The sequence below is a fragment of the Bradyrhizobium sp. LA6.8 genome, from assembly GCF_040547935.1.
Taxonomy (GTDB): Bacteria; Pseudomonadota; Alphaproteobacteria; order Rhizobiales; family Xanthobacteraceae; genus Bradyrhizobium; species Bradyrhizobium barranii.
Genome location: NZ_JBEPQQ010000017.1, coordinates 78,566 through 104,716 on the forward strand (window position 1 = coordinate 78,566; position 26,151 = coordinate 104,716).

Sequence of the window (26,151 nt, forward strand, 5' to 3'; positions counted from 1 at the left end):
GCGTCGGCGAGCGCCACCGTTGCCAGTTGCGGCGCCTTTCGAGCGGTCAGCCCGAACTGGACCCGCCAGCGGAAGAGCAGGCTGGTGGCGATGCCATAGCGGCGGCGGCGTGCCTAACCGTCCGAACCTTGCACGACTTTTCGAAGATGTGTTCTCGTTCCATTTCGGGTTCTCTGCTGCTGTGGAGGATCTCCGATGGCGCCTCGTCGTTCCTGGGCGAAGGCTAACAACCCGTACTGGTCGAACCACGTTGTGACCTGGTAAGCGGCGCTGGTTCGATCGCCCGTCATCTCGTCGATATCGAGCCGCACATCCTCACGCGGCAAATGGTCGGGCAGCGGTTTGCCGTGGGAAGACTATTCGGCTTGTTGCTTCTCGACCTGCGGACGGCTCTCGTGTTCGCAGGCGAGATCGCCGTCGAGATCTTCAAGTTAGAGCGACATCTCGTCGGATCAATGCGCTCGGAACGGCGTCCTTCAAATCGGGCTTCGAGAAACCGGTGCACAGGGATAACACGGCCGTGGCCGAATCCGGAGCCTGGTGCAACGACTTGGGTGGTCGTTGGTACGGAAGAGAGCTCCGATGAATCTTTGCGTTGGCTTGGGCGTCACAAACCAATCTTTGCATTGTCGACAGCGAGGGCCTCACCGTTCGCGAGGTCAAGCTAGACACGGAGCCGGCGGCGATCCGCTCCGCTCTTGAGGGCTGCGCGGATCGCCTGGAGAAGGTGGGTGTCGAAGCGTCATCGCTTGGCATCTGGCTGTATCGCGAACTGCAACCAGCCGGGCTTCCTATCATTGTCGTCGAAGCTCGCCCTGTGCGCGTTTCACTTTCGGCGATGCGCAACAAAACCGACCGGAACGATGCCCGCGGCATTGCGCGCAGATCATGCGATCTGAGCTGGTAGCGCGCGGTCCACGTCAAGAATATCGAGATGCAGGAAGATGGGCACGCTGCTGGCCAACAGAAAGCTGCTCAAGCGCAAACTGATCGACATCGAAAACCACGTTCGTGGTGCGCTGCGGGCCTATGGATTGCCGATTGGCGCCGTCGGCCGGGGGCAATACGAAGGCCGGGTCATAGAGCTGCTCGAGCATTGCGATCCGATCTTGGTCGCCACAATCGAAGCCACGCTGCATGTGCGGCGGGCAATCTTCGTGGGCTACGAGAGATTGCACAGAGTGCTCCTGCAGGTGGTTCAGCACGATGCAGTTTGCCGTCGTTTGATGACGGTGCCTGGCGTCGGTCCCGTTGCTGCGCTTTTGTTCAAGTAGGTGTCGACGACCCCCGACGCATCACGCGATCTCGACCGGTTCGAGCGCTTTTTGGCCTGACGCCGAGGCGACACCAATCTGGAACGTCCATCGACTATGAAGGACGCATCAGTAAGCAGGGCGACGTTGCCGTGCGGGAGGCGCTGTGCGTGGCGGCTGCAAGCCTTCTGCTGCGGGGCAGGAAATGGTCGGTCTTGCGCGCGAGGGGGCCTGCGGATCGCCAAACGGTCGAGCATGTTGTGCGCGATCGTTGCGGTGGCGCGCAAGCTCGCAAGCATCCTGCATCGGATGTGGGCAAGCGAGACCGACTTCCACGTCGGCTTCGGTGCCAAGGTGACGCAGCGGCCGCGATTGAAGCCTGTGCAGTAATTGCTGCATCGGATCGCGAGGGATTAGCGCTGGCGTTGATGAAGCGAGAACAAAATATCCGAAAGATGTGCAGGACTCGGACGGTTACATGACGGCGTGACGGCGAGGATGACGGCTCTTCAAATCGGGCTCCGAGAAACCGGTGCACGGGGATAGCCCCCTGGTGGCCGAATCCGGAGCCTGGTGCAACGACTTAGGCTGTCGTTGTCACAAAGGAGAGCTCCGATGAAACTGTATGTTGGATTGGACGTCGGCCTTGAGGAAACCAGCCTTTGCATCGTCGATAGTGAGGGTCTCACGGTGCGCGAGGTGAAGATTAACACGGAGCCGGAGGCGATCCGCTTCGCTCTTGAAAGCTACGCGGATCGCCTCGATAGGGTCGGCGTCGAAGCGTCGTCGCTCGGCATCTGGTTGTACCGTGAACTTCAGCCGGCCGGGGTCCCGATCATTGTTGTCGAAGCGCGCCATATGCGTGTCTCGCTGTCGACGATGCGCAATAAGACGGACCGTAACGACGCCCGAGGCATTGCACAGATGATGCGCCTGGGCTGGTACCGCGCGGTCCATGTCAAGAATATCGAGATGCAGAAGATGCGCTCGTTACCGGGTGGTCCGACAATCACGAAGTCGCGGCGCGCTTCGCCATGACGCCTTCCAAACCCTTCCGCTCCGCCTCGGAGAAGAATTTGGTACCATCCCCTTTGCGGTGAGCGCTGAAGGCGACCAGCTTGTCGCGCGGTAGAATCGCCTTCAGCCGCTTCTTGCGTTCGAGGAGAGGCTGCCTGCGCAAGTCCACTGCGTTCTCAAATATGAGATCGAAAGCGCAATACAGGAGCTTCGCTTCATGGCGCAGCGCATTTTGGAGCAGCTGGAAATGCGAGACGCCGTCCTTTCCGATCGCGACGAGTTCACCATCGATCACGGCGTCGCCCTTCACGCCCTCCAGCGCTTTGGCGACCTCCATATAACTGCGGCTGATGATTTTGCCGTTGCGGCTGTAGAGCGCAACCTTGCCCCGCCGGATTTCTGCGATCATCCGGAAGCCGTCGTACTTGTCCCCGAAAACCCAGCCGGGGTCGTCGAACGGCGCGTCGGTGAGCGTAGCGAGCATCGGCTGCAGGCGCTTGGGCAGGGTCGACGTCCGGCTCATTCGCGGGCCAATCCTTCAGAACTCGTTGCGTAATGCATGGACGTCCTTCAAGGATTAAGGAACGCTCCACGGCCGCGCCATGTTCCGTCATGCGCCGGGACAATCCAATAGCGCGGGCGTTGATGATCGGGGAGGGCGGCGAAACAGATGGCGAGAAAACTCAAGACCTACCAGACTTCGCTGGGCTTCTTCGATCTGGCGATGGCCGCTCCCTCCATGAAAGCGGCTCTGGAAGCCTGGGGCGCAGACAGCAATCTCTTCCATCAGGGTGCGGCGAAGGAGAGCCACGATCCGGACGTCATCGCCGCCACCATGGCAAAGCCCGGCGTCGTTCTCAGGCGCCCGGTTGGCACCGACCGGCCTTTCAACGAACATGCCGAGCTGCCCACCGATCTTGGCGTCGGTGGACCAAGGAAAGCCGCCCGCAAGTCGAAAGGCCCAAAGGCGAAGAAGCGTTCGTCTCGCCCCGTCGACAAGGCTGCGGAGCGGAAGGCCGCTCTCGGCTACGAACGAGAGCAGTCGCGCGGCGAGCTTGAACGGGCGAAGGAAGAGGCCGCCAAGCAGAAGGAGCGTAAACGCCGTCAGCAGGCGATCGACAAGGCGCAGGCTGCGCTGGACAAGGCCGGGCAGGGGCGCGCCAAGCGGGCCATCACCATCCAATCCGAGATCGAGGCTCTTGAGAAGAGATTGCAAGCCGAAGAAGCCCGCTGGGATAAGGAGAAGGAGCGATTGGAAGCCGCGTTGCGGCGCGCACGGGGTTAGTTAACGGTTCTTAGTCGGCGGCACCCGCGAGCAGCGCCATCAACCCGCATTGGCCTATGGCGGAGCGGCTTACGCTCTGCTTCCGCTTCGGCGGTATAGCTGACGTGGCCGGACTTGCCGCTCCGTCGCTCGTGTAGCGATTGACCCAATGCAGAAGTCATCTACTCGACCCGACAAACGCCGTCCCCTGCTTCGGTATGACGTAGGCCAGCAATCGCGCCGCGGGTTGAAAGCGCGAATAGAGGGTGTGTGCAGGCCCTGCGTCACTGATGGTCATTCGTCGAACGGTTGATTGCTCCCCTCGATCAACGGTGTCATCGGCGCCTCACGAACATGTGTCCGGCAACACAGCATGGACGCGAAAATCACCATTGAAGTACGATCGTAATTTAATATTATGATCGTAATGGCATTAGGCGGAATTAGCCATGACATCGCCACGCCTCGAATGGGCATGGTGAACGAGGAGTTCGACCGCACTTTCCTCGGCCTGATGGAAGACGGCGATATCGACGGCACGATCTCGTACGCGACCGACTTCGTCCATACGGCGGGCAATGGCTGCGAAGAGATCCGCATGTGGATGGCGGCTATGGGCGCGGCCGGCGGCGCACCTTACCGGCGCACCTATTACAGGGCCGTCCACGATTGGTATACCGGCATCGGCACTGCTCGCCTCCGGTCAGATCAACATGCGCAAGGTTGATGGTTGGCAGACGCTCGCCACAAAACCCATCGATCAGCCGATTGACCTCGCCGCCTGAAACGATACCTTCATGTTCCCGGAGAATGCGCCACACTGAATTCCAACCGCATTCCGGACGGCACCTCGACGGTGGAGCAACCCCGGCACATGCGGCTGCAGTTCAGTCCGTCTTTGGTCTGTCGGTGCTGATCGGTCGGTTTCTGACCGGAGTGCTGCTGGACTATGTCGCGGCAAAGAAGCTGATGAGCATCGTCTGCGTCGGTGCGGCGGTTGCCTGCAGCCTTTATGCAATCGGATCCGCTTGGGGCGTTGGATTCATCTGCGCCATCCTGATTGGTGCGATCTATGGCGCCGAATTCGATGTGCTGAGCTATGTTGTAAAGCGCTTCTTTGGGCTCGCCATCTTTGGTCGCGTCTACGGGCTGATCTTCGCCGTGTTCCAGTTCGGAGCAGCACTCGGTGCAACTGTACTGCCGCTCAGTCGAACTTACCTCGGTGGCTACGCGCCCGGGCTCCTTGCCTACGCACTTGCGTTGGTTGCCAGCGCTGTTCTCTTCCTGCTGCTGTCGCCTCAGATGAACGCCAAGGAGAATCTGTGATGGAATGAGCCATCATGGAGTGATCCCAGCCGTCGACCCGGTCAGTCGACCTCGAAGATCTGTTTCTTCGTTTGATGAAGGCATTCGCCGACGCCGTTTTCCTCGATCACATAATTATCGCAAATCACCGCGAACAGAGAGGGGGTCTCATAGCCGGGGTGGACGGCGAGGCACATGCCCTGCCGCAGCTCCATATCGTCGTCCTGCCGGATGAGCGGCCGCTCCACCATGTCGTAGCCCTGGCCATGCGCATAAAGCCGCGTTTCCTGGGGCATGCCGTTTTGCTTCATATAGACGTTGTGCGCGGCGAAGATGTCCCTGACGGATACGCCGGGCTTCATGAGGCTGAGCGAGTAGGCCTGGGCGGCTTTGACGGCGGCGAACGCGTCGGTCAGCTCCGAGGTGGCCTTGCCCAGGACGATCGTTCGCGCAATTTCCGTATAGAAGCCACCAGGTCCGTTAATTTCGATCAACAGAGAGAGGTGGTCGCCTCTCTGAAGCGTCCGGCCCTGCATGTAGCGCGGGACGAAGGGCGACCGGGTTCCGAGCGGGGAGGAGCCGCCGAGGAAGATACCCTGCTCGCTGCCGAGGATCTGGCCCTTGCGCTGGGCGATAGAGGTGACGTCGATGTCCCGCAATCCCGGACGAATCTCCTTGAGAACTTCTGCGAAGACCTCGTCCTGCAGCCGGGCGGTACGCCGGATAAGCGCGATCTCCTCGTCGCTCTTGATGGCTTTGATGGCGTCGATATCAGCGGTGATGTCGACGAATGAGGTCGAGCCAAGCTGGTCCTTTAGCGCCGCGACGAATCCGTAAGGCAGCGCCCCGGGTGTGACGAGGCCGATGGTATGATGGCGGTGACGGCGGAGCGCATCGATCGTCAGCCGGGCATCATCAAGATCGGTATAACCGATCGACGTAAATGATGGCGTATGCAGCATCTCGCCGACGCCGCGGTGCAGTGTTTCGTCAGCCGCGAAGGCTCGCCGGGCATTCGACGGTCCCATCTCGACCAGGCTCATCGGGGCCTCCGCGTGGAAAACCACGGTGCGAGGATAGCCGTTGTTGGCGGGAAGGTCGGTGAACCATTTTACGTAGCCGCCCAGCCAGTCGTTGGTGTTTTGCATCACGATAGCGTCGATGTCGCGATCCTTCATGACGCGACGAACCTCGTTCCAGCGCCGCGTCAGTTCAGCTTGCGAAATGCGGGTCAGAATACGGCTGGCGGGATCTATCACGATGGTCATGTCAATGCACCTTTGCTGCGAGAGGTGAGCGATCGATCACGTTCGTCATCTGGTCGGTCCGGCCGGAGAGAAACGCGCGCATATTGCCGATAATCAGGGGCATCGCCATCTCTTGGTACTCGTGAAACAGGCCGCCAGTGTGCGGCGTGATGAAGACGTTGGGCAGAGCCCACAGCGGACTTTCGGCCGGCAACGGCTCGGTGGCGAAGACATCGAGGCCGGCGCCGGCGATCTTGCGATCGTGCAGAGCCTCGATGAGGGCGGCCTCGTCGACGGTTTCCCCGCGCCCGACATTGATGAAATGGGCGCGCGGATTCATCGACGCAAAGACGTCGCGACCGACCAGGTTTCGATTTGCTGGGTCGCCGGGCAGGACGTTGATGAGGTAGTGCGCCATTGCGGCGGCCTCCTTCAATTCGCCTTGGGATAGCACGCTATCGAATCCCTCTGCGTCGCGAGGCGTACGGCTGACGCCGACCACGCGCATGCCCAGTGCCTGCAGCAGCAAGCCGATCGCCGAACCGGCGACGCCGGTGCCGACGACGACCGCGGTCTTGCCGGCAAGCAGTGACCAGGGACGACGATCCCAGCGGCGGGCGGCCTTGTCGCTGGCCAATCCGAGGCTGTCACGGCCGACCGACAGCATCAGATGCAGGACGGTTTCCCGCATCGCCGGCCCGTGAATGCCGCGACCGCTCGTCAGGATCACCTCGGCAGACAGGGTTTTGCTGCGCAGGAAATGATCGACGCCGGTCGCCAACGATTGCACCCATTTCAATGCAGGCATCCGGGCAAACAGTGGATCCGTCACGTCCATGCCGAACGCAACCAGGATCTCCACCTTGCCATAGTCGACATGGGTATCGGCCGCCGATCGCGCCACCTGAACCTTCAGGTCTCGGAATTCACCGCGCAGACCGCCGGCATAGGCTTCGGCATGGGCTTCGAGAACAAGGACATTGGTCATGGGCTTAGCCGTACAGGAGTTTGGGAAGCCACAGCGCCAGGCCGGGAAACAGGAACAGAATGACAATGAGGACGAGCGGCGCGATCAGGAACGGAACGATGCCGCGGTAGATGCTCGTGATCCGGACATCGGGCGCCTGCGCCTGGATCACAAACAGGTTCATGCCGACCGGCGGATGAATCAGTCCGACTTCGACGACGATGACCACGAGGATGGAGAACCAGATCGGATCATAGCCGAATTTGACGACCAGCGGCAGGAATACCGGCACGGTGATCAGCACCATGCCGATTCCTTCCAGAAAGCATCCCATCACGATATAGGCGAGCACGATCATGGTCATCACGACCGGCGCCGAGAGGTTCAGGGCACTGGCGCCGTCTGCGAGCATGGTCGGAAACTGGGTTTGCACCATGAAGGATGAAAAAAGGTTGGCCCCGATGATGATCACGAACAGCATGCAGCTTGTCCGGATCGATGCCTCGATCGACTGCCACAGCGTCCTCCATGTCAGGCGGTGGGCGATGGCGCCGAGCACGATGCTGCCAAAGGCGCCGACCGCGGCGGCCTCGGTCGGACTGAAGATTCCGGCATAGATGCCGCCGATCGTGACGATGAACAGCAGGATGAACTGCCAAGGTCCGGCGAGCGCCTTGAGCCGTTCGCGCGTCGAGGCCCGCTTCTGGCGGGGTGCATAGTCCGGATAGACGAAAGCGATGCCGACCGCGACAGCCATATAGAGCGCCGTCAGCAACAGTCCCGGCAACAGAGCCGCCGCGAACAGCTTCGGGACCGATTGTTCGGCGATCGAGGCGTAAATCACGAGGATAATCGACGGCGGGATGAGTATCCCGATGCTGCCGCCCGCGGCCAGCGATCCCGTCGCCAGCCTGTCGTCATAGCCCGCCTTGCGCATTTCCGGCAGGGCAATCCGTGTCATGGTCGCGGCCGTGACGATCGACGAGCCGCACACGGCGCCAAAGCAGGCCGAGGCGGCGATGGTGGCAATCGCAAGGCCGCCGCGCACGCCGGAAAGCAGCAGGCGCGCCGCATTGAAGAGGTCGGCCGACAGCCGCGTGTTCGAGGCGACCTCGCCCAGCAGCACGAACAGCGGAATGACCGATAGCGTGTAGGCGGACGACACATCGAACGCCGACGTACCGGTCAGGGTCAACGCGCTTGGCAGCCCCGACAGGATGAAATTGCCGGCAAAGCCGACCAGCGCCAATGCCGCCCACACCGGAATGCGGATGAATAACAGCAGCAGCAGCGATGCAATGCCGATGGCGCCGATAATGCCTGGGCTCACTGTGGGCTCCGTAGCTGGCGCAGGGAAATGTGGACAAAGGCAGCCATGGCGCAGACGACGGTGCCGAAGAGTCCCGCCAGCGCGAAACCCCACAACACATAAAGCGGCATCCCCAGTTCAAGCTTGCGATCGCCGTACTGGAAAGCCTGCATCGCGGGCTGGCACATCCCCCAGACAAACAGCAACAGGCACATCACCGAGACGATATCGGCGATGACGGCCAGCACGCGCAGAATGCGCGGACTGACCAGCGAATCGATCACGTCGATCACGATGTTGCGCCGCGCCAGGAACACGCTCGATATGCCGTGAAAGACGTAGATCACGAGCATGCTCTCGACGAGATCGTAGGAGATTCGCAACGGCTTGTTGAAAGCGTAACGGAAAAATACATCGAGCACCGTCCCTGTCATCATGGTCAGAAGCGCGACCGCAGCGAGTCGAAGCTGCGCGGCCTGCAGCCGGTGAACGTTGGCCGGCGGTGCCGAAGGTGGGGATACCTGGTCCTTCATGATGGGGCGTCTATTTCAAATAGGCGGCGAAGAATTTGCGGCCAGGCTTGCCCTGGTTTTCCACCTCGGCGAGCGCTGCTTCGACCTGAGATTTGAAAATGCCCTTCATCTGCGCGAGTTGGTCCTCGGCAAGCGTTGACACCTGCGTACCCTTCGCCAGCATCGAGACCTTTCCCTCGCGTTCGGCCTCGTCCCACATCGCGCCGAACCTGGCCGCGGCTTCCGGTCCGGTGGTCTTGTCGATCAAGGTCCTGAGGTCGTCGGGAAGCGAGCCGTATTTCGCCGGGTTCATGACCACGGCGAAAGTCGCCGAGCTGACGCCGGGCTCCAGCGTGTATTTGGCGATCGTCGCGATATCGAAACTGGCGGCGCCTTCGTAGGGGAAGGTCGCGGCGTCGATAATGCCCTTGGCAAGGCCATCCTGCGTTTCCTGCGGCGGAACCAGCAGTGGCACCGCGCCGAGGCTGTCGATGATGTTCTTGAATTGCACCCCGGCGTAGCGGATGCGCTTGCCCTTGAAATCGGCGATGGTCCGGAGCGGCGCCTTGCTGTGGAACATCAAGGGCGGCGTGACGGCCATCCAAAGAACCCGAAGCCCCTCGTGCTCCTTTGACAGGTAGTCCGGTGCCACCTCGCTGAGCCGGCGGGACGCTACCGTGCTGGTGTTGCCTGCCGAAGGCGAGGCGAACGGAAGGCTGGCGAGTTCGGTCATGGCATAGCGACCCGGAGTCGCGCCGTGCAGGCTGATGGCGATGTCGACGACTCCGTTTCGTGCTGCATCGAATTGCCGGTTGGGGCCGCCGCCCAACTGGCCCGCCGGATAGATCCGCAGCTTCATCCGGCCTGCCGATTGCTTCTCCAGGTCATCGCTCCACGCCACCATCGCCTTCTGGAACGTGTGGTTCGGCGGCAGGAAGTGCGACACCTTCAACTCGGCGGTCTGGGCGGACGCCGAATGTGAGGTGATCAGTGCACAAGCGCCGGTAAGCGCGAATGTTCTTCGGGAAATAGCCTTCATCATGGTTTCCTCCAGGGCGTGAAGTCCTGCCGATCTGGTGCCGGCTGCGGACGGAATATCGATCAGTTCACAGGTTCAGAATTCGCTTGGCGTTGTTGAAGGCGATGGCGGCGCGGACGTCCTCCGGCAGCGCGACCTGATCCATGAAGCGGCCGGCTTCCTCGGGCGCTTCGAATGGATAGTCGCTCGAGAACATCACGCGTTCGTGCCCGATTGCCGCAATCGCGCAATTCAAGGGCTCTGCCGAAAACATGCCCGATGTCGTCACCGCGATATTGGACCTGATGTACGCCGAGGGCGGACGAGGGAGCTCTACGCCGTACAGCTTGGCGCGGCTATCGAAGCGCCACAGCAGATAGGGCAGGGTTTCTCCGAGATGGCCCAGAATGACCGTCGCATCCGGATAGCGCGCGAACACCCCGCCGAATACCAGACGCAACGCATGCGACCCCGTCTCGAATCCCCATTCCCACGTTGCCCGTCGCAACGCGGGATGTCCGTCGAGCACCGGGCTAAGTGCCACCGGATCGCCTGGATGGATGTAGACCGGTGCGCGAAGTGCCGCGGCCCTTTCCCAGAACGGTGCCAGCGACGGATGGTCCAGATATTGGCCGTTGGTGTGGCCGTTGATCATCACGCCACGGAAACCGAGATCGCGCATGCAGCGCTCCAGTTCGTCGGCCGCGGCAGATGCATCCTGCATCGCCAGGTGGCCAAATCCGGCATAGCGATCCGGACGCTTTTGAAGTTCCTTGGCGAGAAAATCATTGGCCTGAATGGCCAGCTTGATTGCGGTCGCGCGGTCGGGTTCGATCTGCACGCCCGGGCCAGCGAGGGAAAGAACCGCCTTGGCGATTTCTGCCCCATCCATGGCTTCGATCCGGCTGTCGTCAAAATCGGACAACCGCCCCTTGATCTTCTGCAAAGCTTCGGGTGCCACGCCACCGACGGTCGTCGCCCAATACCCCTCGAAACCCGGACAGAGAAAATGCTCTTCGAGCGCGATCTTGCTAACCAATGGAGGTCTCCTTGTTCGGCCTTTGCCGCGCGTCTCGCGCTTGTGGTTTTGCTCTCGTGATCGTCGACATCATCATTCCACGCCGGGGTTGTTCAGCCGAAACAGCATCGGAAGAAAGCCTGCGAGAATGCTCATTTCTTCCGAGCAATGCTGGTGCAAGCCTTGCACGCGTTCGTCGGGGACCAGCACCCGCATGTCCTGTGGCGAGATACCGGTCGGCGCCGGTTCGATTTCGCCCAGCCAGAAGCGGGAGCGCATGACGCATCCGTCCGGCGTGTCGTAAACAAGGTGCAGCGTGTGACCGATCCAGAGATCGCGATCGAGCGGTCCGGTCCTGGCATAGATCGCCGCACCAATGCCGGCCTGTTTGAATCGCGACAGATCGAGGATGTCGCCGGGATCGCGAAAATTGATCTTGAGCTTGAACCGGGTCGGCCCGCCGCCGAAATATTCGTGCGCAATGTGGGTGCCGCCGATGTAGCGGCCGGTGCCGCGTTCGCCGATCCAGTCGCTGAACACATGGTCGCGCGGATGCCACCATTTGTACTGCTCAGTGGTGTGGACATAGCCGAACCACCATCTCACCATGGCGGTCTTGCATCCGATCATGTGCGTGCGTGCCGCGACATGGGCGCGACCGTCCGGATGCCGGATCCAGCCGCTCTCGAACGGCGAGATCGGGCTGTCCAACAACTGGTTTGCATCAGCCAGCCGCATGTTCAAGCGCTCCTTCGGCGGCCCCGATATAGATGTGACGCAGCCGCGGGTCGTCGGCGATTTGCCGCGGCGTTCCCGACAGCGCGATCGTGCCGTGCTCCAGCACGTAAGCGTGGTCGGCGAGCGCCAGTGCCCGGTCGACATCCTGCTCGATCACGATCAGGGTCATCCGTGCCTTTTTCAGCAGCGCCAGCGCTTCGTAGAGTTTGTCCAACACGATAGGTGCGAGGCCGAGGCTGATCTCGTCGAAGATCACCAGCCGCGGACGGGCCATCAGGGCACGCCCGATCGCCAGCATCTGCTGCTGGCCGCCGGACATCGAGGTGCCGCCCTGGTTCCTGCGCTCGGCGAGAATCGGGAAGAGATCGTAGACGGCCTCCAGCCTGGCGCGCGCGGTCGGTGCATCGGCGCCGCGTGCCGCAATCAGGAGGTTCTCCCGCACCGAAAGCGTGGAGAAGATGCGTCGTCCTTCCATGCAGTGGGCGACACCTATTGCGGCGATCTGGTGCGGTGGGCGGCCCGAGACGTTCTGGCCATCGATCAGAAGCGCGCCGGCCGTCGGGGCGATGACGCCGCTGATGGTTCGCGCCAGCGTGGTCTTGCCGGCGCCGTTGGCGCCGAGAATGGCGATCGCCTGGCCGCTCTGCGCGGTCAGATCGACGCCCTGCAGAACGCGCGCCTGGCCGTAGCCCGCGCAGATCCCGGTAAGCTGCAGCGCGGGTGCTTTGGTCGTCTCCGCCGGCGCCGGTGCCGTGAGAGGCGCGAGAACCCTGGTCTCGGTCTCGGGGGCGCCGACATGGATGGCGCCATCGGTCGCCGGTACGGCCGCGTCAGCCACGCGTGTGCCGCCGGTGCCGAGATAGACGGCGGCGACCCGGTCGTTGCCGAGGATGTCGGCGGTCGGTCCCTCGATCAGCGGCTTGCCGAAATTGAGTACCATCGTGCGCGAGCAGCATTCGCGGACGACGCGGATCACATGCTCGACGATCAGGATCGCGGTACGCGCGTCGAGGATCGAGTGAATGAGCCGGATCAATTCGGTGATCTCGCTGTCGACCAGGCCGGCTCCGACTTCGTCGAGCAGAACCACGCGCGGCTTGAGTGCGAGCGCGCGCGCGACTTCCAGCCGCTTGCGCCGAAGCAGCGGCAGCGCACGCGCCGTCAGCTGCGCGACGTCGGCAAGTCCGGTGCGGGCCAGCAAGGCCTCGCGCTCGTCGCGGGCGGCCGCTGCCCGTATGAACGGCGCAATCGAGTATTGTGCGACTTCCAGGTTTTCTTCGACCGACATATCGAGGAAGGGTCGCGGGATCTGGTAAGTGCGCCCGATGCCGGCGCGGGCGCGCTCGGATGCCGGCAGGCGGGACACGTCACGGCCATCGAGCCTGACCGAGCCCGCGCTGGGCATGACGGCGCCACCGATCAGCCCGATCAGCGTTGATTTCCCGGCGCCGTTGGGGCCGATCACCCCGGTGATGGTGCCGGCGCGGAGCGCAAGATCGACGTGATCGATGGCGACAAGCCCGCCGTAACGTTTGACGAGGCCGTCGACCTGGAGCAGCGGCTGCGGGTCCATCGCGTTCATGCCGGCATCCGCCGGGTTAAGGGAAGCTTTGCGGCAAGGCCGACGACGCCATGGGGCGCGAACCGGATCAGCACGATCAGGATTGCGCCGGCGATCGCGATATGCGCCTCGGGATAATCGGCGAGCGCTTCGCCAAGCACCACCACGAACAGCGCGCCGACCAGCGGCCCGAGCCGCATCCCGACGCCGCCGATGATCACCATCGACAGCACGTCGATCGACCATTGCAGCCCGAACATGCCGTAAGGTTCGATGGCGCCAAGCTTTACCGCCTGAATGCCGCCGGCCATGGCTGCGAGCGCGCTGGCGAGCACAAAGGCGCCGAGTTTGACGCGATAGGGACGAACGCCCATCTGCGCGGCGGCGTCCTCGTCGTCGCGAACCGCGCGGAGGATCACCGAGATCCGGGTTCGCGCGCACAGCGTCATCGCAAGCGATGCGAGCAGCGCCAGCACAAGCGCGTAGCGAAACAATACGGCGAGCGCCGGTGGATCTTCCCGCAGGAAGATACCGCTTGCGCCGCCAAAGGTGCTGACATTGGCCATCAACAACCGCAGCAGTTCCGCGAGCGCAAGCGTGCCCACCGTAAAATAGAGGCCACGCAGCCGGAACAGCGCCGGAGACACCAGGGCAGCCAATGCTCCGCCGGCAATTGCGCAGATCGGCAGTGCGAGCGGCAGTGGCATGCCGAGATGATTGAGCTGGCCGAACGCCACATAGGCGCCGAGCCCGACGAAACAGGAGGTGCCCAGCGAGACCAGCCCGGCCGATCCCGCCATCAGGTTCCACCCCTGGGCAAGGACAACAAAGATGCAAGTCCGAAAGCCGAGCTGCAGCCAGTAGTCGCCGGCAAAATCCGGGGCGAACCAAAATACTGCGAGCGCGCCGCCGAGAACGGCGACTTCGACGAGTCCGGGGCCGCGCGCGTAGCCGTGGCGCGGGCAGGATGCGACCGCTTCGCTCATGTCCGTCCCCGCGCCAGAAAGCCGTCGGGCCGGAACGCGAGCACCAGCAGGAACACCGCCATGCCGACCAGGTCGCGGTAACCGTCGCCCAGTGTCAGGCCGCCGATGCTCTGCAGGGCGCCGAGCGCGATGCCGCCGACCAGGGTGCCGATCACGCTGCCGAGCCCTCCGAGCACCACGACCGCGAGGCTGTTGAGCAGATAGGCCCCCCCGCTGGATGGCGAGAATTGGAAGGCGGCGCCGATCAGCGTGCCGCCGACGCCGGCGCAGGCCGCGCCCAGCGCGAAAGTCAGCATCTGAACCCGTTTGACATCGACGCCGAGCGTCGACGCGGCTTCGGCGTCGACGGCACTGGCGCGCAGGTCGCGGCCGAACGCGGTGACGGACACCAGCCAGTGTACGGCCAGGATCAGGCTGACGGAGATGACAAAGCCAATCAGGTAGATCAAGGGAAACGTGACCGGACCGAGCGTCAGCGGAACAGTGGCATAGTTGCGCGCGATCGAACGCGTGTCGGCACTGAACGCGAGGACGAAGGCGTTTTCGAGAATGATCGACACCGCGAACATCGTCATCATCTGCGCTTCCGCGCCGCGGTCGGCGAGCGGGGCGAGCAGCAGGCGATAGACGGGCAGCGCCAGCAGGCCGACAAGCACGGCGACCGCCGGCACGCCGAGCAGGGGATCGATACCGGTGAATTGCAGAAAGAACAGGCCGGCATAGGCGCCGACCACCAGGAAGTCGCCGTGGGCGAGATTGACGAGACGCATCACGCCCAGCACGATCGACAGTCCAAGCGCGGTGAGCGCGAGGATCCCGCCGAGCAACACGCCCGAAACGATCGTGCTGGAGATGATGCTGACGTCGAACATGCCGGCTGGGCCTTCCGCGGTCAGGGCAGCGGGAACAGGAAGTCGCCGGTCTTGGCGGCTTTCGGCCAGACGATCACGGCTTTGCCGCCCTGCCATTGCAGCGAGACGATCGGAAGCTTGGCGGTGTGGTTCTCGTCGAACTTCACGGGGCCGACCACATAGGACTTGTCGGTCCTGGCAATGGCGGCGTTGATCTTCTCGGGATCGGTCGAGCCCGCCGCGGCGATGGCATCGAGCAGGACCTGCGCGGCGGCATAGGAATCCGCGATATGCTGGCTGCTGCTCAGTTTGGTCTCGCTCTCGAAGGCCTTGGCAAGGTCCGCGGCTCCGGGATAGGGGAATGTCGGGTCCCAATAGCCGCCGACCATGATGCCGTCCGACAGCTTGCCCAGCGCTTCGGCGAATTGCACCGGCTCGGCGCCCTTCTCGATATTGAGAACCTTGGGTGTGTAGCCGGCGGACGCCATCTGCTTGCGGATCGCGATAGCCTGCGGCGTGATCGCATCGACGAGCACGACCTCGGCGCCCTTGCTCTTGGCCTCGCCGATGATGGAGATGAACTGGGAATTGTCGATCGGGAATTCGGCGTTCTGAACCACCTCGTAGCCGAATTCCTTGGCGAGCGCCGGCCATATCTTGCCGCCGATCACCTGTCCGTCGGGACCGTTGTCATGCCAGATCGCGAGCTTCTTGTTGGTCTTAGCGCCGAGCTCGTCCATCGCCTTGAATTGCGCTGCCGCGAGTTCGGGCTCGTGGAAGAAGATGTCCCATACATAATTCCACTTGCGCACCGATTTGAAAGCCTCGAGCGGGTCGCAGCCGGTAACCATCGGCTTTTTCGCGCGTTCGGAGACGAGCGCGCCGGCATTGACGAGCGCCGGCGTGCAGGACCCTAGCATTGCGACCACCCGATCGCGTGAGATCAGCGTCTCGGTATTGGAGGCGGTGGCGTTGGGATCGGTCTTGTCGTCACGGATGATGAGCTTGACCTGCTGCTTGGTGCCGTTGATGGCGATGCCGCCGGCCTTGTTGACCTGGTCGATGGCGCGCTTGTAGCCCCACTGCTGGAAGCTGCCGAAGCCCGCGAGCGGGCCGGAAAGCGGCAATGAAGCGCCGATGACGATGTCATCGGCTGCCGCGGCGCCGATACCGAGCGCCAACATCGCCGAAGCGAACATGGTGGTGGCGAGAGACGTTCCAATATGACGCTTCATCTGTTTCCTCCTCCAAATGTCTTTGTGCTTTTCTTGTGTTGTTCAGTGCAGTCAGGATGTCCTCAAAATGTGTCGTCGAGCGTGACGCGGCGATAGAGCGCCGGCAGAACCTCGGCGAGATATCCCATCTCTTCGACGCAATGCTGGTGGAGCCGGCGGGAAAATTCCGCATTGAGATTTTCGGCGCGCATCTGCCTGATCTGGGCCTCCGGCAGCGTGATCGTGGGATCGCGATGTGCGATCATGCCGAGCCAGAAGCGCGACCGCATTTCGCAGCCGTAATCGGTGTCGCGGACCAGATGCGTCATGCGGCCGACGTAAAACGGCGCCTCCAGCAAACCCGGACGGGCGCAGACGGCAAGCATTCCCGAGGCCTTGTAGCGCGAGGCGTCGAAAGTCTCGGCCGGATCGTGGAAGTCGACGCGCAGCTTGTAGAGCGGGCCGTCCTTCCCGGCCAGGTACTCGTGCACGAGATGCGAGGCGCCGATATATTTGCCGTTCACGCGGTTTTCCCAGCCGCTATAGACGTGGTCGCGTGGATGCCAGAGCCGGTACCATTCGATGTCGCCGAGCCAGGAGAACCACCAGTCCACCATCTTGGCGCGGCATCCCGGCATGCGGGTGAGGCCGGCCACCACCCATTTGCCGTCCTCGATTTCCTGATATCCGGATTCGAACGGCAGGTAGCCCGGCTTCAGCAGGTAATTAGCGTCTTCAAATTTCATGGCCGTCCCCTTGTGCAGTCCGGTTCGCTGCTAGAAACCAACCTGATCGCCGCCCTTTAGCTTGAGCATCTCCCGGGCCTCCGCCGGCGTCGCGATCGAATGGCCGAGCTCTTCGAGGATGCGCCGCATCTTGGCGACCTGTTCGGCGTTGGAGGATGCGAGCTTGCCGCGGCCGATGAACAGCGAGTCTTCGAGGCCGACGCGAACGTTGCCGCCCATCATCGCGGCCTGTGTCGCAAAGGGAATTTGCGATCGCCCGGCCGCGAGCACCGACCAGTGATAATCGTCGCCGAACAGGTGGTCGGCGGTTTCCTTCATGAACATCAGGTTGCGCATCTCGGCGCCGATGCCGCCGAGAATGCCGAAGATGGTCTGCACGAAGAACGGTGGCTTGACGAGCTTGCGGTCGACGAAATGTGCAAGGTTATAGAGGTGACCGACGTCGTAGCATTCATGCTCGAAACGCGTGCCGTGATCCTCGCCGAGCAGCTTCAGGATCCGCTCGATGTCGCGGAACGTGTTGCGGAAGATGAAATCGTCGGTGTTGCGCAGATAGGGCTCTTCCCAGTCGTACTTCCAGGTCTTGTAGCGATCGGCGAGCGGAAAGATGCCGAAATTCATCGAGCCCATGTTGAGCGAGCACATCTCGGGCTTGGCGACGAGGGGAGCTGCGAGCCGCTGCTCCACCGTCATGCTGAGGCTGCCGCCGGTCGTCACATTGATGACCGCGTCGGTCGACTGCTTGATGCGGGGCAGGAATTGCATGAACACCGCGGGATCCGGCGACGGCCGGCCGTCCTTCGGATCGCGTGCATGCAGATGAAGGATCGAGGCGCCGGCCTCGGCGGCTGCGATCGACTGCGCGGCGATATCGTCGGGCGTGAAGGGCAGGGCATCCGACATCGTCGGGGTGTGGATGCCGCCGGTGACGGCGCAGGTGATGATGACCTTGTCGGATCGAGGCTTCGCCATGGTCTACTCCCTGCGCGCGGCCGATGGGCCGAAGCTGGCCTTGAGGTGTTGCGTCAGCCGAGCCCGCAAGGCGGCCTGCTGCTCCGCGGTCCAGTCGGAAAAGCCGCGGCCGCTTTTGAATCCGAGCCGGCCTTCGGCAATCAGCCGGTCGAGATAGGGGGAGGGCGTGGTGGCCCGATCGAGCGCGGGGAAGACGTAGCCGTGAATGGATCGGGTCAGATCAAGGCCGACGAGGTCGGCGTTTTCGAGCGGGCCCAGCACCGCAAGCCGGGCGCCGAAGCTCGATTTGACGACGTCGTCGACCGTCCGGGCGTCGCAGACGCCTTCCGCGACCAGCGCGATGGCCTCGCGCCACAGCGCGTGCTGCAGCCGGTTGCCGACAAAGCCGGGCACGTCCTTCTTCACCTCGACGGGAGCCTTGCCGACGCTTTTGAGCAGGGCCATCGTCGATGCGATTGCCGCGTCCGACGTCTCGGCGGTGCGGACGACCTCGACCAGCGGCACCAGATAGGGTGGATTCCACCAATGCGTTCCCAGCGCGCGCTGTTTGCGCCCGATCCTGGCCATGATCTGGCCGATCGGAATGACCGATGTATTGGAAGCAAGGATCGCGTCGGCCGGCGTTGCGTTCTCGATGTCGGCGAAGATGCGCTGCTTCAGCGCCAGATCTTCCGGCGCCGCCTCGATCACCCATTGCGCGTCGGCGACGCAGGCTTCGAGGGTCTCGGCGATCGCGATGCGGTCGAGTGCCGCGCGATCGTTGCCGAGTTCGTCGAGCGTCGTGCCGATCCGGTCATGAATGCGCGCGCGTATCTCTGCGACCGGATCGGTGATCCTGACATGGTGTCCCGCCGCGGCAAACACCAGCGCGATGCCGTGTCCCATCAGGCCGCCGCCGACGATGCTGATGCACTGGGGGGCCATCGTCATCCCGCCGTGTAGCCGCCATCGGCATAAAGAATGTGTCCGGTGTAGAAATCCGACGCTTTCGAGGCGAGGAACAGCAACGGCCCCGCGAGATCGTCGGGCTCGCCGAGCCGTCCCTTGGGCACGCGCGCGAGAAAGCCCGCGCGCGTCGTTCGCGCGCGCTCGTCGTCGCCGAACATCCAGGCCGTGAGCGGCGAACGGAAAACCGTCGGTGCGATGGCGTTGACGGTGATGCCGACGGGTCCCCATTCGCAACCGAGGGCGCGTGTGATGCCGTCGACCGCGGATTTGGAGGCGCAATAGGCGGTATATCCGGCGGGGTGGCCGAGCAGACCGCGCGCCGAAGACATCAGAATGACCTTTCCGCCGTCGCCTTGTGCCAGCATCTGCTTGCCTGCGGCGCGGGCGATCAGCCAGCTCTGGGTGACATTGGCATCCATCACGTCGAGGAACCGGGCGGGCGCCATCTCGGTGATTTTCGACACGTCGTTCTTGCCGGATGCAACGACCAGGATGTCGAGCCGGCCGAAGCGCGCAACGGCGGCTGCGACGATGCGATCGCAGGCGGCCTCGTCGGAGGGACGGGTGGCAATCTCTTCGGTCTCGGCGCCGCGCTTGCGGCAATCTTCCGCCACCTCGTGCAATTCCGGCGCCCGACCGGCGGTCAGCACCAGTTTGGCGCCGGCGGAGGCCAGTGTCTGTGCGGCGACGGTGCCGAAGGCGCCTGACGCACCGGTGATGATGGCGACCTTGCCCTTCACCGAGAAGAGCGCGAGTGGATCGGTAGGGGCGGTCATCGCGGCGCACCTCCTTGTGGATAGGGGATCACAACCAGCATGTTGCAGACATGGTTGGTGCGGTTGACGATCTCGCGCACCTCGTTGGGCGCGATGGTGCAGGAATCCATGGCTTCCAGCACGGTCTCCTTGCCGTCGATCAGCACGGTCATCTGGCCGCTCAGCACCACATAGACCTTCTCGAACGGGGTCGAATCGGGCCCGGCGCCGCCGCCGGGCAGGAACTGCGAGTAGCCGATCCACTGGTTGGTCGGGCCGCCCGGCTCAAAACCCTGCAGCCGCAGGCCCATCACGCCGCGGTGGTTGGGCGCCTCATAGGGCTTGGCGTCGGCAAACCGTTTGACATGCATGGACGTCTCCTCCAGCCGTGGCCGTGATCTGTTGGGTGGTCGGCGTTTGCTATTTGCCGAACGCGTCGCCCTTCTCGATGCGGTAGTTCTGCGATTTGTCGAGCATCGCGACGAGGCGAATGATGCAGCCGTCGCCGCGGTCCCAGTTCCATGGAAAGAAGGCGAAGGTGACGCGCTTGCCGGTCACCGCATCGAGGTCACCACCGACGTTCTCGATGCCGAGAATGCCGTTGGTGAAGAGCTTGCGATGCACGGGCTCCCATTCGGGATGGGCTTCCTTCCAGTCGATTCCGCCCGACCATTTCTTGAATTCTTCGGCGAGATGCGGATGCAACGGCCCGTTGCGGTGTGGTCCGATCGCAGTGGCGAGCGGATGGTCATTGGCCTGAGTGTCGTGGCCGACGACCTTGACCTTCTTCTCGACAAACCAGTCGCCGGCTGACGGCACGAAACCCGGGCACTTGCAAAAATACTCTTCGCTGTCGCGATATTTGTGATGCCAGCCGGTGTTGACGATCACCACATCGTGGGGCCGCACCGCATGGCCGGCAGCCTTTTCGAGATCGTCATAGGTAATCGGCTCCCACAGCTTTTTGGGAATCGAGACCACAATTCCCGATCCGAAGAAATGCGGAAGCGGCACTTCGTCGATGAACGGCGTGTCCTCGACCACATGCGCGGGGGCGTCGATATGGGTGGTGTTGTGCATGCTGGTCGTGATGCGCTGCGACAGCACCCCCGACTTCGCCATGTAATGAATGCGCTCGATTTTGACGTCTTCGAAATACGGCCAGTTCGGCGACTGGAATCCGAAGCGATGCGAGAGATTGTAGAACTCCAGCCCCATCGCGTTGTCGAGGTTGCCCTCGAATTCGATGCCGCGAATTTTCATCGGCACGTGCCTCCTGATCTTGCGTTTCCACCGGCGCGGCCGCGCGGCCCCGCTCATTTTTTACTGTACTGGTAGTCAGTACATGTGTATCACAATGCAGTCAAGACGGTCGACGTGATTTGTTTGCGTGCGGTTGGCGCGCTATGGCTTGGTGCGGCAACGAGTCGCCAGGGGGATTCGCGGTGAACGTGCGGATGACGGATGAGGATGAGAAAGGCGTCGGCCTCGGCGTGCAGGTCATCGCGCGGGCGGCAAGCGTACTGCGCGCTCTCGAGGGCAAACCCGACGGGCTCAGTCTCGGTGAGATCGCGCGCGAGATCGGTCTCGCCCGTTCGACGGTCCAGCGCATCGTGGCGGCGCTCGTCACCGAGGATTTCGTCACCGAAGCGCAGCCCGGCCGCGGCGTGCGCATCGGCCCGGGTCTCGCCAGGATTGCGGCGTCGCTGAATTCGAACTTCACCGAGATCCTGCATCCGCATCTGGTCGCGCTGCGCGACGAGGTCGGCGAAACCGTCGACCTGTCGATCTTGTCGGGGGGCTCCGCGGTCTTCATTGATCAGATACCGGGCAAGCAACGGCTGGTCGCGCTGTCCGGCATCGGTGAACGCTTTCCGCTCCACTGCACCGCCAACGGCAAGGCGATCCTGTCGTGCTTTTCCAAGGAAGACGCCGCCACGCTGATCGAAAAGAGCGCCACGGAGCATCCCGAGCATCCGCTCAGGGATCGCGCAAAGCTGGTGCGCGAGCTCGATACGGCTCGGCGCAAGCACCTGGCATTCGATCCGGCGGAGCACGGCATCGGCATCAGCGCGGTCGGGATCGCCGTGCTTGATCCCTTTGGCAGGCCGGTCGCGGTCTCGATTCCCGCGCCGAACCATCGTTTCAACGAGCAACGTGAGGCGCTCTCCCAGGCTCTGCTCATCTTTCGCGAGAAGCTTCGGACGTTTGTTGGAAGGCGGTAGCCGCGCCTCTCATCAAGAGGTGTGCAACGCAACCGAGGCATCTCAAACGGTCGTGTGTCGCACCGCCGTTTCCGATTGACCAGAACACGGGGCTGCTGAATACTCTTCAACAATACAGTTGTACTGCATAACGGTACAGCGTGAGGAGGGAGCATATCCATGGTCTCGGGGACAGCGCGACCGCAAACCGAAACGAGGGTCACCATCCGGACCCATCGAATTCCTTCTCCGAACAGCGAGCCTTATATCTGTGTAGCGGGCCCCGACGGCCATCTCTGGTTCTGTGAAAGCGGTGCGTCCACGATCGGCCGCCTGAACGTCACCGACTACACCTTCGCTGAATTCAAGCTGCCGGTCGAGAACGCGATGCCGATCGGCATAGCCGCGGACAACGCGGGTAACCTTTGGTTCTGCGCCAAGAAGGCCAACAAGGTCGGCCGGATCACCGTGCGCGGCGAAATCACGCTGTTCGATCTGCCGACGCCGCATGCCGGGCCCGACGGCATTCTTGCCGGCCCGGACGGCAACGTCTGGTTTTCCGAGAGCGACGCCGGTCAGATTGGGCGCATAACGCCGGACGGCACTGTCACCGAGTTCCGCGATGGCATCACGCCCGGAAGCAGACCGCTTTCGATCGCGATGCGCGACGGCGCGCTCTGGTTCAGCGAGGCCGCAGGCAACCGCGTGGGCCGTATCACCATCGATGGCTGCGTTACGGAGTATCCGATCCCGAGCCACGACAGCCAGCCCCGCGCCATGGCGGAGCACCCGGACGGCAGCATCTGGTTCGTCGAGACCAGCACGAACGCACTCGCTCGAATCGATGGCGACGGGACCATCACTGAACATCCGGTGGCGACTCCCAATTCCTCGCTGCGCGGGGTCTGCGTCGCGCCGGATGGCGACCTGTGGTTCACCGCGAACCAAGCCAACAAGATCGGCCGCATGACGCCGAAAGGCACAGTTTTCGGCGAATACGACATTCCGGCACCGAATGCCGGCGCGCGCTGCATCTGCGCATGGGCGGATGGGCGGTTGTTCTTTACGGCTTTCGACGGCGGCTTCATCGGCGAAGTCATACCAGGTTGAGGAACGGACATGGCAGTCGAACGCTTCATTTATCAGGCCGGCGGCAACAGCTTCATCGGAGCGTTCGTCTACGACGAACGCACAAGCGGCAAGCGACCGCTGATGTTGATGGCGCCGAACTGGCTCGGCGTGACCGACGACGCCATCGCGCGCACGCAGATGATGGCCGGCTCTCGCTACATCGGCTTCGTCGCCGACATGTACGGCGACGGCAAGACATCGAGCGGCCCGCCGGAGGCGGCCCACCTCGCGGAAGCGCTCCGCAACGCCCCGGACGAGCGGCGGCTGCGAATCAACGCCGCGCTGGTGACGCTCATCGTCGAGGCCGAGAAGCGTGGCATCGGGGACGCAAGCCGCAAGGCCGCCGTCGGCTTCTGCTTCGGCGGCGGCAACGTGCTGGAACTCGCGCGCACCGGCGCGGACGTCCAGGCGGTCGTCTGCCTGCACGGCGACCTGACGACGTCGAAGCCTGCGACGAAGCCGGGCGAGATCAAATCCCCGCTGTTCGTGTTGCACGGGTCGCGCGATCCGGTCTCGGACAAGGCGCAGCGTGATGCTTTCGAAACGGAGATGGATGCGGCCAAGGCGAAGTGGCAGATGCTCACATTCGGCGGCCTCGTGCACTCATTCTGCGAGCCGGAGGCGGGCGTACCAGGGATCGCCGAATACAACGAGCCCGCAGCGCGGCAGAGCTATCGCTGGCTCGATCAGTTCATCACGGATGCATTTGAACAGGCGCTTTAGAACGCTGCCGGCGCAAGGTGTGGGTTGAGGGAATAATCGGGAGGAGCGACATGAAGTGGATCAGCATGGTTTTGATCGGTCTTCTCGGTGTTGGCGCTGCCACCAGCGCGCAGGCGCAAACCTATCCGGAACGGCCCATCCGGCTGATTGTCTCGATTGCAGCCGGTAGCGTTACCGATGTGATCATGCGCAAAGCGGCAAGTGAGATCGGGCCAAAGCTCGGGCAGCCCCTCATCATCGAAAACAAGGGCGGGGCTTCGGGCATTCTCGGCGGCCAGGCCTGCACTGCCGCAGCGCCGGATGGTTACAATTTGTGCGTCATCTATCATTCGACGCTGTCCTACAATCCCTTGCTGTTTGAACACCTTCCGTACAATCCGGACGACATCGTTCCGATTACCCGACTGTTCTTTCTCACCGAAGGCACGTTCGTGCCTGCGGCGCTGGGGGTAAACACCGTCTCAGAACTCAAAAGCCTCGCGCAATCCAAGCCTGACGGACTCAATTTCGCGACGCTGGGCGATGGGTCCTCTCAGGATTTGTTTCTGAAGTGGCTGAATAACCAATGGGGAACCAGGATTGTAGGCATCCCCTATAAAGGCGGCGGACCGGCCGCCCAGGCCACGGCCGCGAACGAAGTACAGTTGACGCGTTTCGGCCTCGGAAATTTCATCGGCCTGCTGCAGACCGGTTCGGTCAAGGCCTTGACGGTTACGTCAAGGCAGCGGTCGCCTCTGCTCCCCGATGTGCCAACGGACCCCGAGGCGGGCTTCGGTGATTATCCGGGCGTAGGGTGGTGGGGCCTGGCGGCGCCCAAGGGCACGCCTGCTGCATTCATCGACAAATTGAATGCCGCTTTTGTCGAAACGTTCAAGGAACCAAAATTCGTTGAATTTCTGGAGCAGCAAGCAGTCGTTGCGGCCCCGACTTCGCCAGAAGAGTTTGCAAATTTTATCGCTCTTGATCGAAAGGCAGCCGAAACACTGATCAAAGCCGCCAACGCGCCGCGTGCGGTGTACAAACGGGAATAGAGGCGGAAACGGATCTTGTGGGGCACCGAACCAGGCTGAGCTGCGCAGGAGTGTCCAATGACGTCCAATATGAGAATTGTCGAAACGCGTAAGTAATTGGGATTGCTAATAAAAACAAACCCGCTCCAGCGTTTGGCCGATGCCGGCTCAGGGTTGCCCGGTACCACTACGGGGCGCCGGTCATCCGGCCTTCTTCCCCCTTGTAAGACCGCCACACTTCCGCAATGCTAAGACGCAGCACGGGGGTGTGATTCATGGACGTAGAGGGTGAGAAGCGTTTTTACGGCGTCGCGTCGAAGCCGGACACTGCAAAGCAGAGCGCGAGCGACAGGTTTCACCCCGCGCGTTATCCGGTCCAGCACCAGATCGAGGTCCTGCATCAGGACCTCGCTGTATTCAACGAGCGCATCAAGGAACTGGAAACGGAAGGCCATCGCGGCCTCGCGGTGGAAGTGCTCAAGCGGCAGGCCCTGAGCATGGTCGGCCAGATCGATGAGCTTCGCTGTTTACTCGTCGTTCCGAAAATACAGCCGTCGAACAAGGTCGGGGCCTTCGCGCGCCGTTAGTGGGAACGGCGGCGGCGCCTCCGCGACTTCAATCCAGGGACCGAAGCAGATCGGAGAGGGCCGAGACCCGGTGGTCCACCTGCAGCTTGGGTTCGTCCATCCACATCCGGATCGCCCTGAACATCGTCAGTGGCGACACGAGATCGTTGTTCACGCGTGCCTTGGGATTGCCTCGGTGGTGATCCGCTCGGCGGTCCGTCCGATTTAACAGGGTATCGATATTTCAATCCGGCGGGGCGAATTGATTGGTCTCATCGGACCGAACGGGTCGGGTAAATCCACATTTCTCAATGTCCTTTCGGGATTCCTTACGCCTAACGCAGGCGCGATCAGCTTCCGTGGCCAGGATGTTACCGCCTGGCGGGTGGACGAGCTCGCGCGGGCGGGAATCGGCCGAACCTTTCAGGTGCCGCAACTGATCGATCAACTGACGACGATCGAGAACATCGAGATCGGTCTAGTCGGCCGCGAAAAGGGTGGCCTGGCTGCGGCGCTTCTTCGGCTTCCGGTGGATCTGAGGCGCAATCGGCTCCGTCGTGAGGCCGCGCTTGCCACTTTCCGCGCGATGCGATTCGTGCCCGAGAGTCTGGGCCGGCCTGTTGCCGAGTTGTCGCTCGGATTCAAACGGATCGTCGAAATTGGGCGGGCAGCGGTCTCGGCGCCGACGATCCTGCTGCTCGACGAGCCCGCGCCGGATTGAACGATTCGGAACGGCAGGATCTAGCCCGGATATCTCACAGCCGGGCGTGTAGCGATCCGATTGTGAGCGGGGAGCGAGTTTGCGGGGACGGGAGGTTGGTTTGGACGCCTGGGTC

The 26,151-nt window shown here is 62.6% G+C and carries 30 protein-coding genes and 2 pseudogenes; 14 read left to right on the forward strand and 18 right to left on the reverse strand.

The features are described 5' to 3' along the window. Positions 1 to 595 precede the first annotated feature (595 nt). The 5 genes and pseudogenes from ABIA90_RS44270 to ABIA90_RS44290 all read left to right on the forward strand — a co-directional run bounded on the left by ABIA90_RS44270 (position 596) and on the right by ABIA90_RS44290 (position 2,291). Positions 596 to 907, forward strand: coding sequence for a hypothetical protein (locus ABIA90_RS44270; RefSeq protein WP_354116276.1), 312 nt, complete (start codon positions 596 to 598; stop codon positions 905 to 907). 37 nt (positions 908 to 944) lie between these two features. Then, on the forward strand, positions 945 to 1,274 hold the full coding sequence (locus ABIA90_RS44275; protein WP_354116275.1) for a hypothetical protein: 330 nt from the start codon (positions 945 to 947) through the stop codon (positions 1,272 to 1,274). Further along, a pseudogene (locus ABIA90_RS44280) lies at positions 1,214 to 1,438 on the forward strand (transposase); the annotation flags it as partial. The gene ABIA90_RS44275 and the pseudogene ABIA90_RS44280, both read left to right, overlap by 61 nt. Before the next feature lie 70 nt (positions 1,439 to 1,508). After that, a complete protein-coding gene (locus ABIA90_RS44285) occupies positions 1,509 to 1,643 on the forward strand; it encodes a hypothetical protein (protein ID WP_354116332.1) in 135 nt (44 codons plus the stop codon). Between the two features lie 225 nt (positions 1,644 to 1,868). Beyond that, on the forward strand, positions 1,869 to 2,291 hold the full coding sequence (locus ABIA90_RS44290; RefSeq protein ID WP_354116274.1) for an IS110 family transposase: 423 nt from the start codon (positions 1,869 to 1,871) through the stop codon (positions 2,289 to 2,291). Here the strand turns inward: ABIA90_RS44290 and ABIA90_RS44295 are convergent. Beyond that, positions 2,275 to 2,793, reverse strand: a pseudogene (locus ABIA90_RS44295) (ATP-dependent DNA ligase); the annotation flags it as partial. The gene ABIA90_RS44290 and the pseudogene ABIA90_RS44295 sit on opposite strands and share 17 nt — an antisense overlap. Positions 2,794 to 2,940: 147 nt before the next feature. Here ABIA90_RS44295 and ABIA90_RS44300 point away from each other — a divergent pair. The 3 genes from ABIA90_RS44300 to ABIA90_RS44310 all read left to right on the forward strand — a co-directional run bounded on the left by ABIA90_RS44300 (position 2,941) and on the right by ABIA90_RS44310 (position 4,860). Further along, positions 2,941 to 3,555, forward strand: a complete 615-nt coding sequence (locus tag ABIA90_RS44300) for a cell envelope biogenesis protein TolA (RefSeq protein ID WP_354116273.1) — start codon at positions 2,941 to 2,943, stop codon at positions 3,553 to 3,555. Positions 3,556 to 3,961: 406 nt separating this feature from the next. Further along, positions 3,962 to 4,261: a DODA-type extradiol aromatic ring-opening family dioxygenase gene (locus ABIA90_RS44305; protein WP_354116761.1), complete on the forward strand. Its 300-nt coding sequence runs from the start codon at positions 3,962 to 3,964 to the stop codon at positions 4,259 to 4,261. A gap of 83 nt (positions 4,262 to 4,344) precedes the next feature. Then, positions 4,345 to 4,860 (forward strand): MFS transporter, encoded by a 516-nt coding sequence (locus tag ABIA90_RS44310; protein ID WP_354116748.1) that lies wholly within the window; start codon positions 4,345 to 4,347, stop codon positions 4,858 to 4,860. 41 nt (positions 4,861 to 4,901) lie between these two features. Here the strand turns inward: ABIA90_RS44310 and ABIA90_RS44315 are convergent, their stop codons facing one another. The 17 genes from ABIA90_RS44315 to ABIA90_RS44395 all read right to left on the reverse strand — a co-directional run bounded on the left by ABIA90_RS44315 (position 4,902) and on the right by ABIA90_RS44395 (position 20,944). Further along, on the reverse strand, positions 4,902 to 6,107 hold the full coding sequence (locus tag ABIA90_RS44315; protein ID WP_247342200.1) for a M24 family metallopeptidase: 1,206 nt from the start codon (positions 6,105 to 6,107) through the stop codon (positions 4,902 to 4,904). Position 6,108: 1 nt separating this feature from the next. Next, positions 6,109 to 7,074 (reverse strand): D-2-hydroxyacid dehydrogenase, encoded by a 966-nt coding sequence (locus ABIA90_RS44320; protein WP_354116749.1) that lies wholly within the window; start codon positions 7,072 to 7,074, stop codon positions 6,109 to 6,111. Between the two features lie 4 nt (positions 7,075 to 7,078). Then, a complete protein-coding gene (locus tag ABIA90_RS44325) occupies positions 7,079 to 8,383 on the reverse strand; it encodes a TRAP transporter large permease (protein ID WP_354122175.1) in 1,305 nt (434 codons plus the stop codon). Beyond that, entirely contained in the window at positions 8,380 to 8,895 is a 516-nt protein-coding gene (locus ABIA90_RS44330; RefSeq protein ID WP_354116751.1) for a TRAP transporter small permease, read from the reverse strand. The genes ABIA90_RS44325 and ABIA90_RS44330 overlap by 4 nt, the downstream gene beginning before the upstream one ends. 10 nt (positions 8,896 to 8,905) lie before the next feature. Continuing rightward, complete coding sequence (locus tag ABIA90_RS44335) at positions 8,906 to 9,916, reverse strand: TRAP transporter substrate-binding protein (protein ID WP_354116752.1); 1,011 nt, start codon at positions 9,914 to 9,916, stop codon at positions 8,906 to 8,908. Positions 9,917 to 9,980: 64 nt separating this feature from the next. Next, positions 9,981 to 10,931, reverse strand: a complete 951-nt coding sequence (locus ABIA90_RS44340) for an amidohydrolase family protein (RefSeq protein ID WP_354116753.1) — start codon at positions 10,929 to 10,931, stop codon at positions 9,981 to 9,983. Positions 10,932 to 11,003: 72 nt separating this feature from the next. Then, the gene (locus ABIA90_RS44345; RefSeq protein ID WP_354116754.1) at positions 11,004 to 11,648 is read right to left on the reverse strand and encodes a DAPG hydrolase family protein; all 645 of its coding nucleotides are present in this window, start codon (positions 11,646 to 11,648) and stop codon (positions 11,004 to 11,006) included. Continuing rightward, positions 11,635 to 13,230, reverse strand: coding sequence for an ATP-binding cassette domain-containing protein (locus ABIA90_RS44350; protein WP_354116755.1), 1,596 nt, complete (start codon positions 13,228 to 13,230; stop codon positions 11,635 to 11,637). The genes ABIA90_RS44345 and ABIA90_RS44350 overlap by 14 nt, the downstream gene beginning before the upstream one ends. After that, positions 13,227 to 14,195 (reverse strand): branched-chain amino acid ABC transporter permease, encoded by a 969-nt coding sequence (locus ABIA90_RS44355; protein WP_354116756.1) that lies wholly within the window; start codon positions 14,193 to 14,195, stop codon positions 13,227 to 13,229. Before ABIA90_RS44355 ends, ABIA90_RS44350 begins: the two co-directional genes overlap by 4 nt. After that, positions 14,192 to 15,067 (reverse strand): branched-chain amino acid ABC transporter permease, encoded by an 876-nt coding sequence (locus tag ABIA90_RS44360; RefSeq protein WP_247302723.1) that lies wholly within the window; start codon positions 15,065 to 15,067, stop codon positions 14,192 to 14,194. The genes ABIA90_RS44355 and ABIA90_RS44360 overlap by 4 nt, the downstream gene beginning before the upstream one ends. 20 nt (positions 15,068 to 15,087) lie before the next feature. Further along, positions 15,088 to 16,281, reverse strand: coding sequence for an amino acid ABC transporter substrate-binding protein (locus ABIA90_RS44365; protein WP_247302721.1), 1,194 nt, complete (start codon positions 16,279 to 16,281; stop codon positions 15,088 to 15,090). A 62-nt stretch (positions 16,282 to 16,343) separates the two neighbouring features. Next, positions 16,344 to 17,006 carry a DAPG hydrolase family protein gene (locus ABIA90_RS44370; RefSeq protein ID WP_354116758.1) on the reverse strand — a complete coding sequence of 221 codons (663 nt, stop codon included), beginning with the start codon at positions 17,004 to 17,006 and terminating at the stop codon, positions 16,344 to 16,346. A 30-nt stretch (positions 17,007 to 17,036) separates the two neighbouring features. After that, on the reverse strand, positions 17,037 to 17,978 hold the full coding sequence (kce, locus tag ABIA90_RS44375) for a 3,5-dioxohexanoate:acetyl-CoA acetone transferase (RefSeq protein WP_247302716.1): 942 nt from the start codon (positions 17,976 to 17,978) through the stop codon (positions 17,037 to 17,039). Between the two features lie 3 nt (positions 17,979 to 17,981). Next, positions 17,982 to 18,908: a 3-hydroxyacyl-CoA dehydrogenase family protein gene (locus ABIA90_RS44380; RefSeq protein ID WP_247302714.1), complete on the reverse strand. Its 927-nt coding sequence runs from the start codon at positions 18,906 to 18,908 to the stop codon at positions 17,982 to 17,984. Then, positions 18,905 to 19,702 (reverse strand): SDR family NAD(P)-dependent oxidoreductase, encoded by a 798-nt coding sequence (locus ABIA90_RS44385; protein ID WP_247302712.1) that lies wholly within the window; start codon positions 19,700 to 19,702, stop codon positions 18,905 to 18,907. The genes ABIA90_RS44380 and ABIA90_RS44385 overlap by 4 nt, the downstream gene beginning before the upstream one ends. Further along, positions 19,699 to 20,052: a cupin domain-containing protein gene (locus tag ABIA90_RS44390; protein ID WP_247302710.1), complete on the reverse strand. Its 354-nt coding sequence runs from the start codon at positions 20,050 to 20,052 to the stop codon at positions 19,699 to 19,701. The genes ABIA90_RS44385 and ABIA90_RS44390 overlap by 4 nt, the downstream gene beginning before the upstream one ends. Positions 20,053 to 20,101: 49 nt before the next feature. Beyond that, positions 20,102 to 20,944 (reverse strand): cyclase family protein, encoded by an 843-nt coding sequence (locus tag ABIA90_RS44395; RefSeq protein WP_247302708.1) that lies wholly within the window; start codon positions 20,942 to 20,944, stop codon positions 20,102 to 20,104. A 194-nt stretch (positions 20,945 to 21,138) separates the two neighbouring features. Between ABIA90_RS44395 and ABIA90_RS44400 the strand changes: the two genes are divergently transcribed. From ABIA90_RS44400 to ABIA90_RS44425, 6 genes are all read left to right on the forward strand, one after another. Next, the gene (locus tag ABIA90_RS44400; RefSeq protein WP_247302707.1) at positions 21,139 to 21,906 is read left to right on the forward strand and encodes an IclR family transcriptional regulator; all 768 of its coding nucleotides are present in this window, start codon (positions 21,139 to 21,141) and stop codon (positions 21,904 to 21,906) included. A gap of 159 nt (positions 21,907 to 22,065) precedes the next feature. Continuing rightward, on the forward strand, positions 22,066 to 22,995 hold the full coding sequence (locus ABIA90_RS44405; RefSeq protein ID WP_247302704.1) for a Vgb family protein: 930 nt from the start codon (positions 22,066 to 22,068) through the stop codon (positions 22,993 to 22,995). Between the two features lie 9 nt (positions 22,996 to 23,004). Next, positions 23,005 to 23,739: a dienelactone hydrolase family protein gene (locus ABIA90_RS44410; protein ID WP_247302701.1), complete on the forward strand. Its 735-nt coding sequence runs from the start codon at positions 23,005 to 23,007 to the stop codon at positions 23,737 to 23,739. Positions 23,740 to 23,789: 50 nt separating this feature from the next. Next, on the forward strand, positions 23,790 to 24,770 hold the full coding sequence (locus tag ABIA90_RS44415; protein WP_354116759.1) for a Bug family tripartite tricarboxylate transporter substrate binding protein: 981 nt from the start codon (positions 23,790 to 23,792) through the stop codon (positions 24,768 to 24,770). A 254-nt stretch (positions 24,771 to 25,024) separates the two neighbouring features. Continuing rightward, positions 25,025 to 25,336: a hypothetical protein gene (locus tag ABIA90_RS44420; RefSeq protein ID WP_354116760.1), complete on the forward strand. Its 312-nt coding sequence runs from the start codon at positions 25,025 to 25,027 to the stop codon at positions 25,334 to 25,336. Positions 25,337 to 25,556: 220 nt separating this feature from the next. Next, complete coding sequence (locus tag ABIA90_RS44425) at positions 25,557 to 26,036, forward strand: ATP-binding cassette domain-containing protein (RefSeq protein WP_354116762.1); 480 nt, start codon at positions 25,557 to 25,559, stop codon at positions 26,034 to 26,036. Positions 26,037 to 26,151 lie beyond the last annotated feature (115 nt).

Coding starts and splice junctions, on each gene's coding strand:
- ABIA90_RS44310 (WP_354116748.1), top strand. CDS start 4,345: ATGCGCCACACTGAATTCCAACCGCATTCCGGACGGCACCTCGACGGT.
- ABIA90_RS44355 (WP_354116756.1), bottom strand. CDS start 14,195: ATGAGCGAAGCGGTCGCATCCTGCCCGCGCCACGGCTACGCGCGCGGC.
- ABIA90_RS44410 (WP_247302701.1), top strand. CDS start 23,005: ATGGCAGTCGAACGCTTCATTTATCAGGCCGGCGGCAACAGCTTCATC.
- kce (WP_247302716.1), bottom strand. CDS start 17,978: ATGGCGAAGCCTCGATCCGACAAGGTCATCATCACCTGCGCCGTCACC.
- ABIA90_RS44415 (WP_354116759.1), top strand. CDS start 23,790: ATGAAGTGGATCAGCATGGTTTTGATCGGTCTTCTCGGTGTTGGCGCT.
- ABIA90_RS44390 (WP_247302710.1), bottom strand. CDS start 20,052: ATGCATGTCAAACGGTTTGCCGACGCCAAGCCCTATGAGGCGCCCAAC.
- ABIA90_RS44300 (WP_354116273.1), top strand. CDS start 2,941: ATGGCGAGAAAACTCAAGACCTACCAGACTTCGCTGGGCTTCTTCGAT.
- ABIA90_RS44405 (WP_247302704.1), top strand. CDS start 22,066: ATGGTCTCGGGGACAGCGCGACCGCAAACCGAAACGAGGGTCACCATC.
- ABIA90_RS44320 (WP_354116749.1), bottom strand. CDS start 7,074: ATGACCAATGTCCTTGTTCTCGAAGCCCATGCCGAAGCCTATGCCGGC.
- ABIA90_RS44370 (WP_354116758.1), bottom strand. CDS start 17,006: ATGAAATTTGAAGACGCTAATTACCTGCTGAAGCCGGGCTACCTGCCG.
- ABIA90_RS44345 (WP_354116754.1), bottom strand. CDS start 11,648: ATGCGGCTGGCTGATGCAAACCAGTTGTTGGACAGCCCGATCTCGCCG.
- ABIA90_RS44400 (WP_247302707.1), top strand. CDS start 21,139: ATGACGGATGAGGATGAGAAAGGCGTCGGCCTCGGCGTGCAGGTCATC.
- ABIA90_RS44330 (WP_354116751.1), bottom strand. CDS start 8,895: ATGAAGGACCAGGTATCCCCACCTTCGGCACCGCCGGCCAACGTTCAC.
- ABIA90_RS44350 (WP_354116755.1), bottom strand. CDS start 13,230: ATGAACGCGATGGACCCGCAGCCGCTGCTCCAGGTCGACGGCCTCGTC.
- ABIA90_RS44395 (WP_247302708.1), bottom strand. CDS start 20,944: ATGAAAATTCGCGGCATCGAATTCGAGGGCAACCTCGACAACGCGATG.
- ABIA90_RS44305 (WP_354116761.1), top strand. CDS start 3,962: ATGGCATTAGGCGGAATTAGCCATGACATCGCCACGCCTCGAATGGGC.
- ABIA90_RS44385 (WP_247302712.1), bottom strand. CDS start 19,702: ATGACCGCCCCTACCGATCCACTCGCGCTCTTCTCGGTGAAGGGCAAG.
- ABIA90_RS44290 (WP_354116274.1), top strand. CDS start 1,869: ATGAAACTGTATGTTGGATTGGACGTCGGCCTTGAGGAAACCAGCCTT.
- ABIA90_RS44335 (WP_354116752.1), bottom strand. CDS start 9,916: ATGATGAAGGCTATTTCCCGAAGAACATTCGCGCTTACCGGCGCTTGT.
- ABIA90_RS44285 (WP_354116332.1), top strand. CDS start 1,509: ATGTTGTGCGCGATCGTTGCGGTGGCGCGCAAGCTCGCAAGCATCCTG.
- ABIA90_RS44275 (WP_354116275.1), top strand. CDS start 945: ATGGGCACGCTGCTGGCCAACAGAAAGCTGCTCAAGCGCAAACTGATC.
- ABIA90_RS44420 (WP_354116760.1), top strand. CDS start 25,025: ATGGACGTAGAGGGTGAGAAGCGTTTTTACGGCGTCGCGTCGAAGCCG.
- ABIA90_RS44365 (WP_247302721.1), bottom strand. CDS start 16,281: ATGAAGCGTCATATTGGAACGTCTCTCGCCACCACCATGTTCGCTTCG.
- ABIA90_RS44360 (WP_247302723.1), bottom strand. CDS start 15,067: ATGTTCGACGTCAGCATCATCTCCAGCACGATCGTTTCGGGCGTGTTG.
- ABIA90_RS44315 (WP_247342200.1), bottom strand. CDS start 6,107: ATGACCATCGTGATAGATCCCGCCAGCCGTATTCTGACCCGCATTTCG.
- ABIA90_RS44380 (WP_247302714.1), bottom strand. CDS start 18,908: ATGACGATGGCCCCCCAGTGCATCAGCATCGTCGGCGGCGGCCTGATG.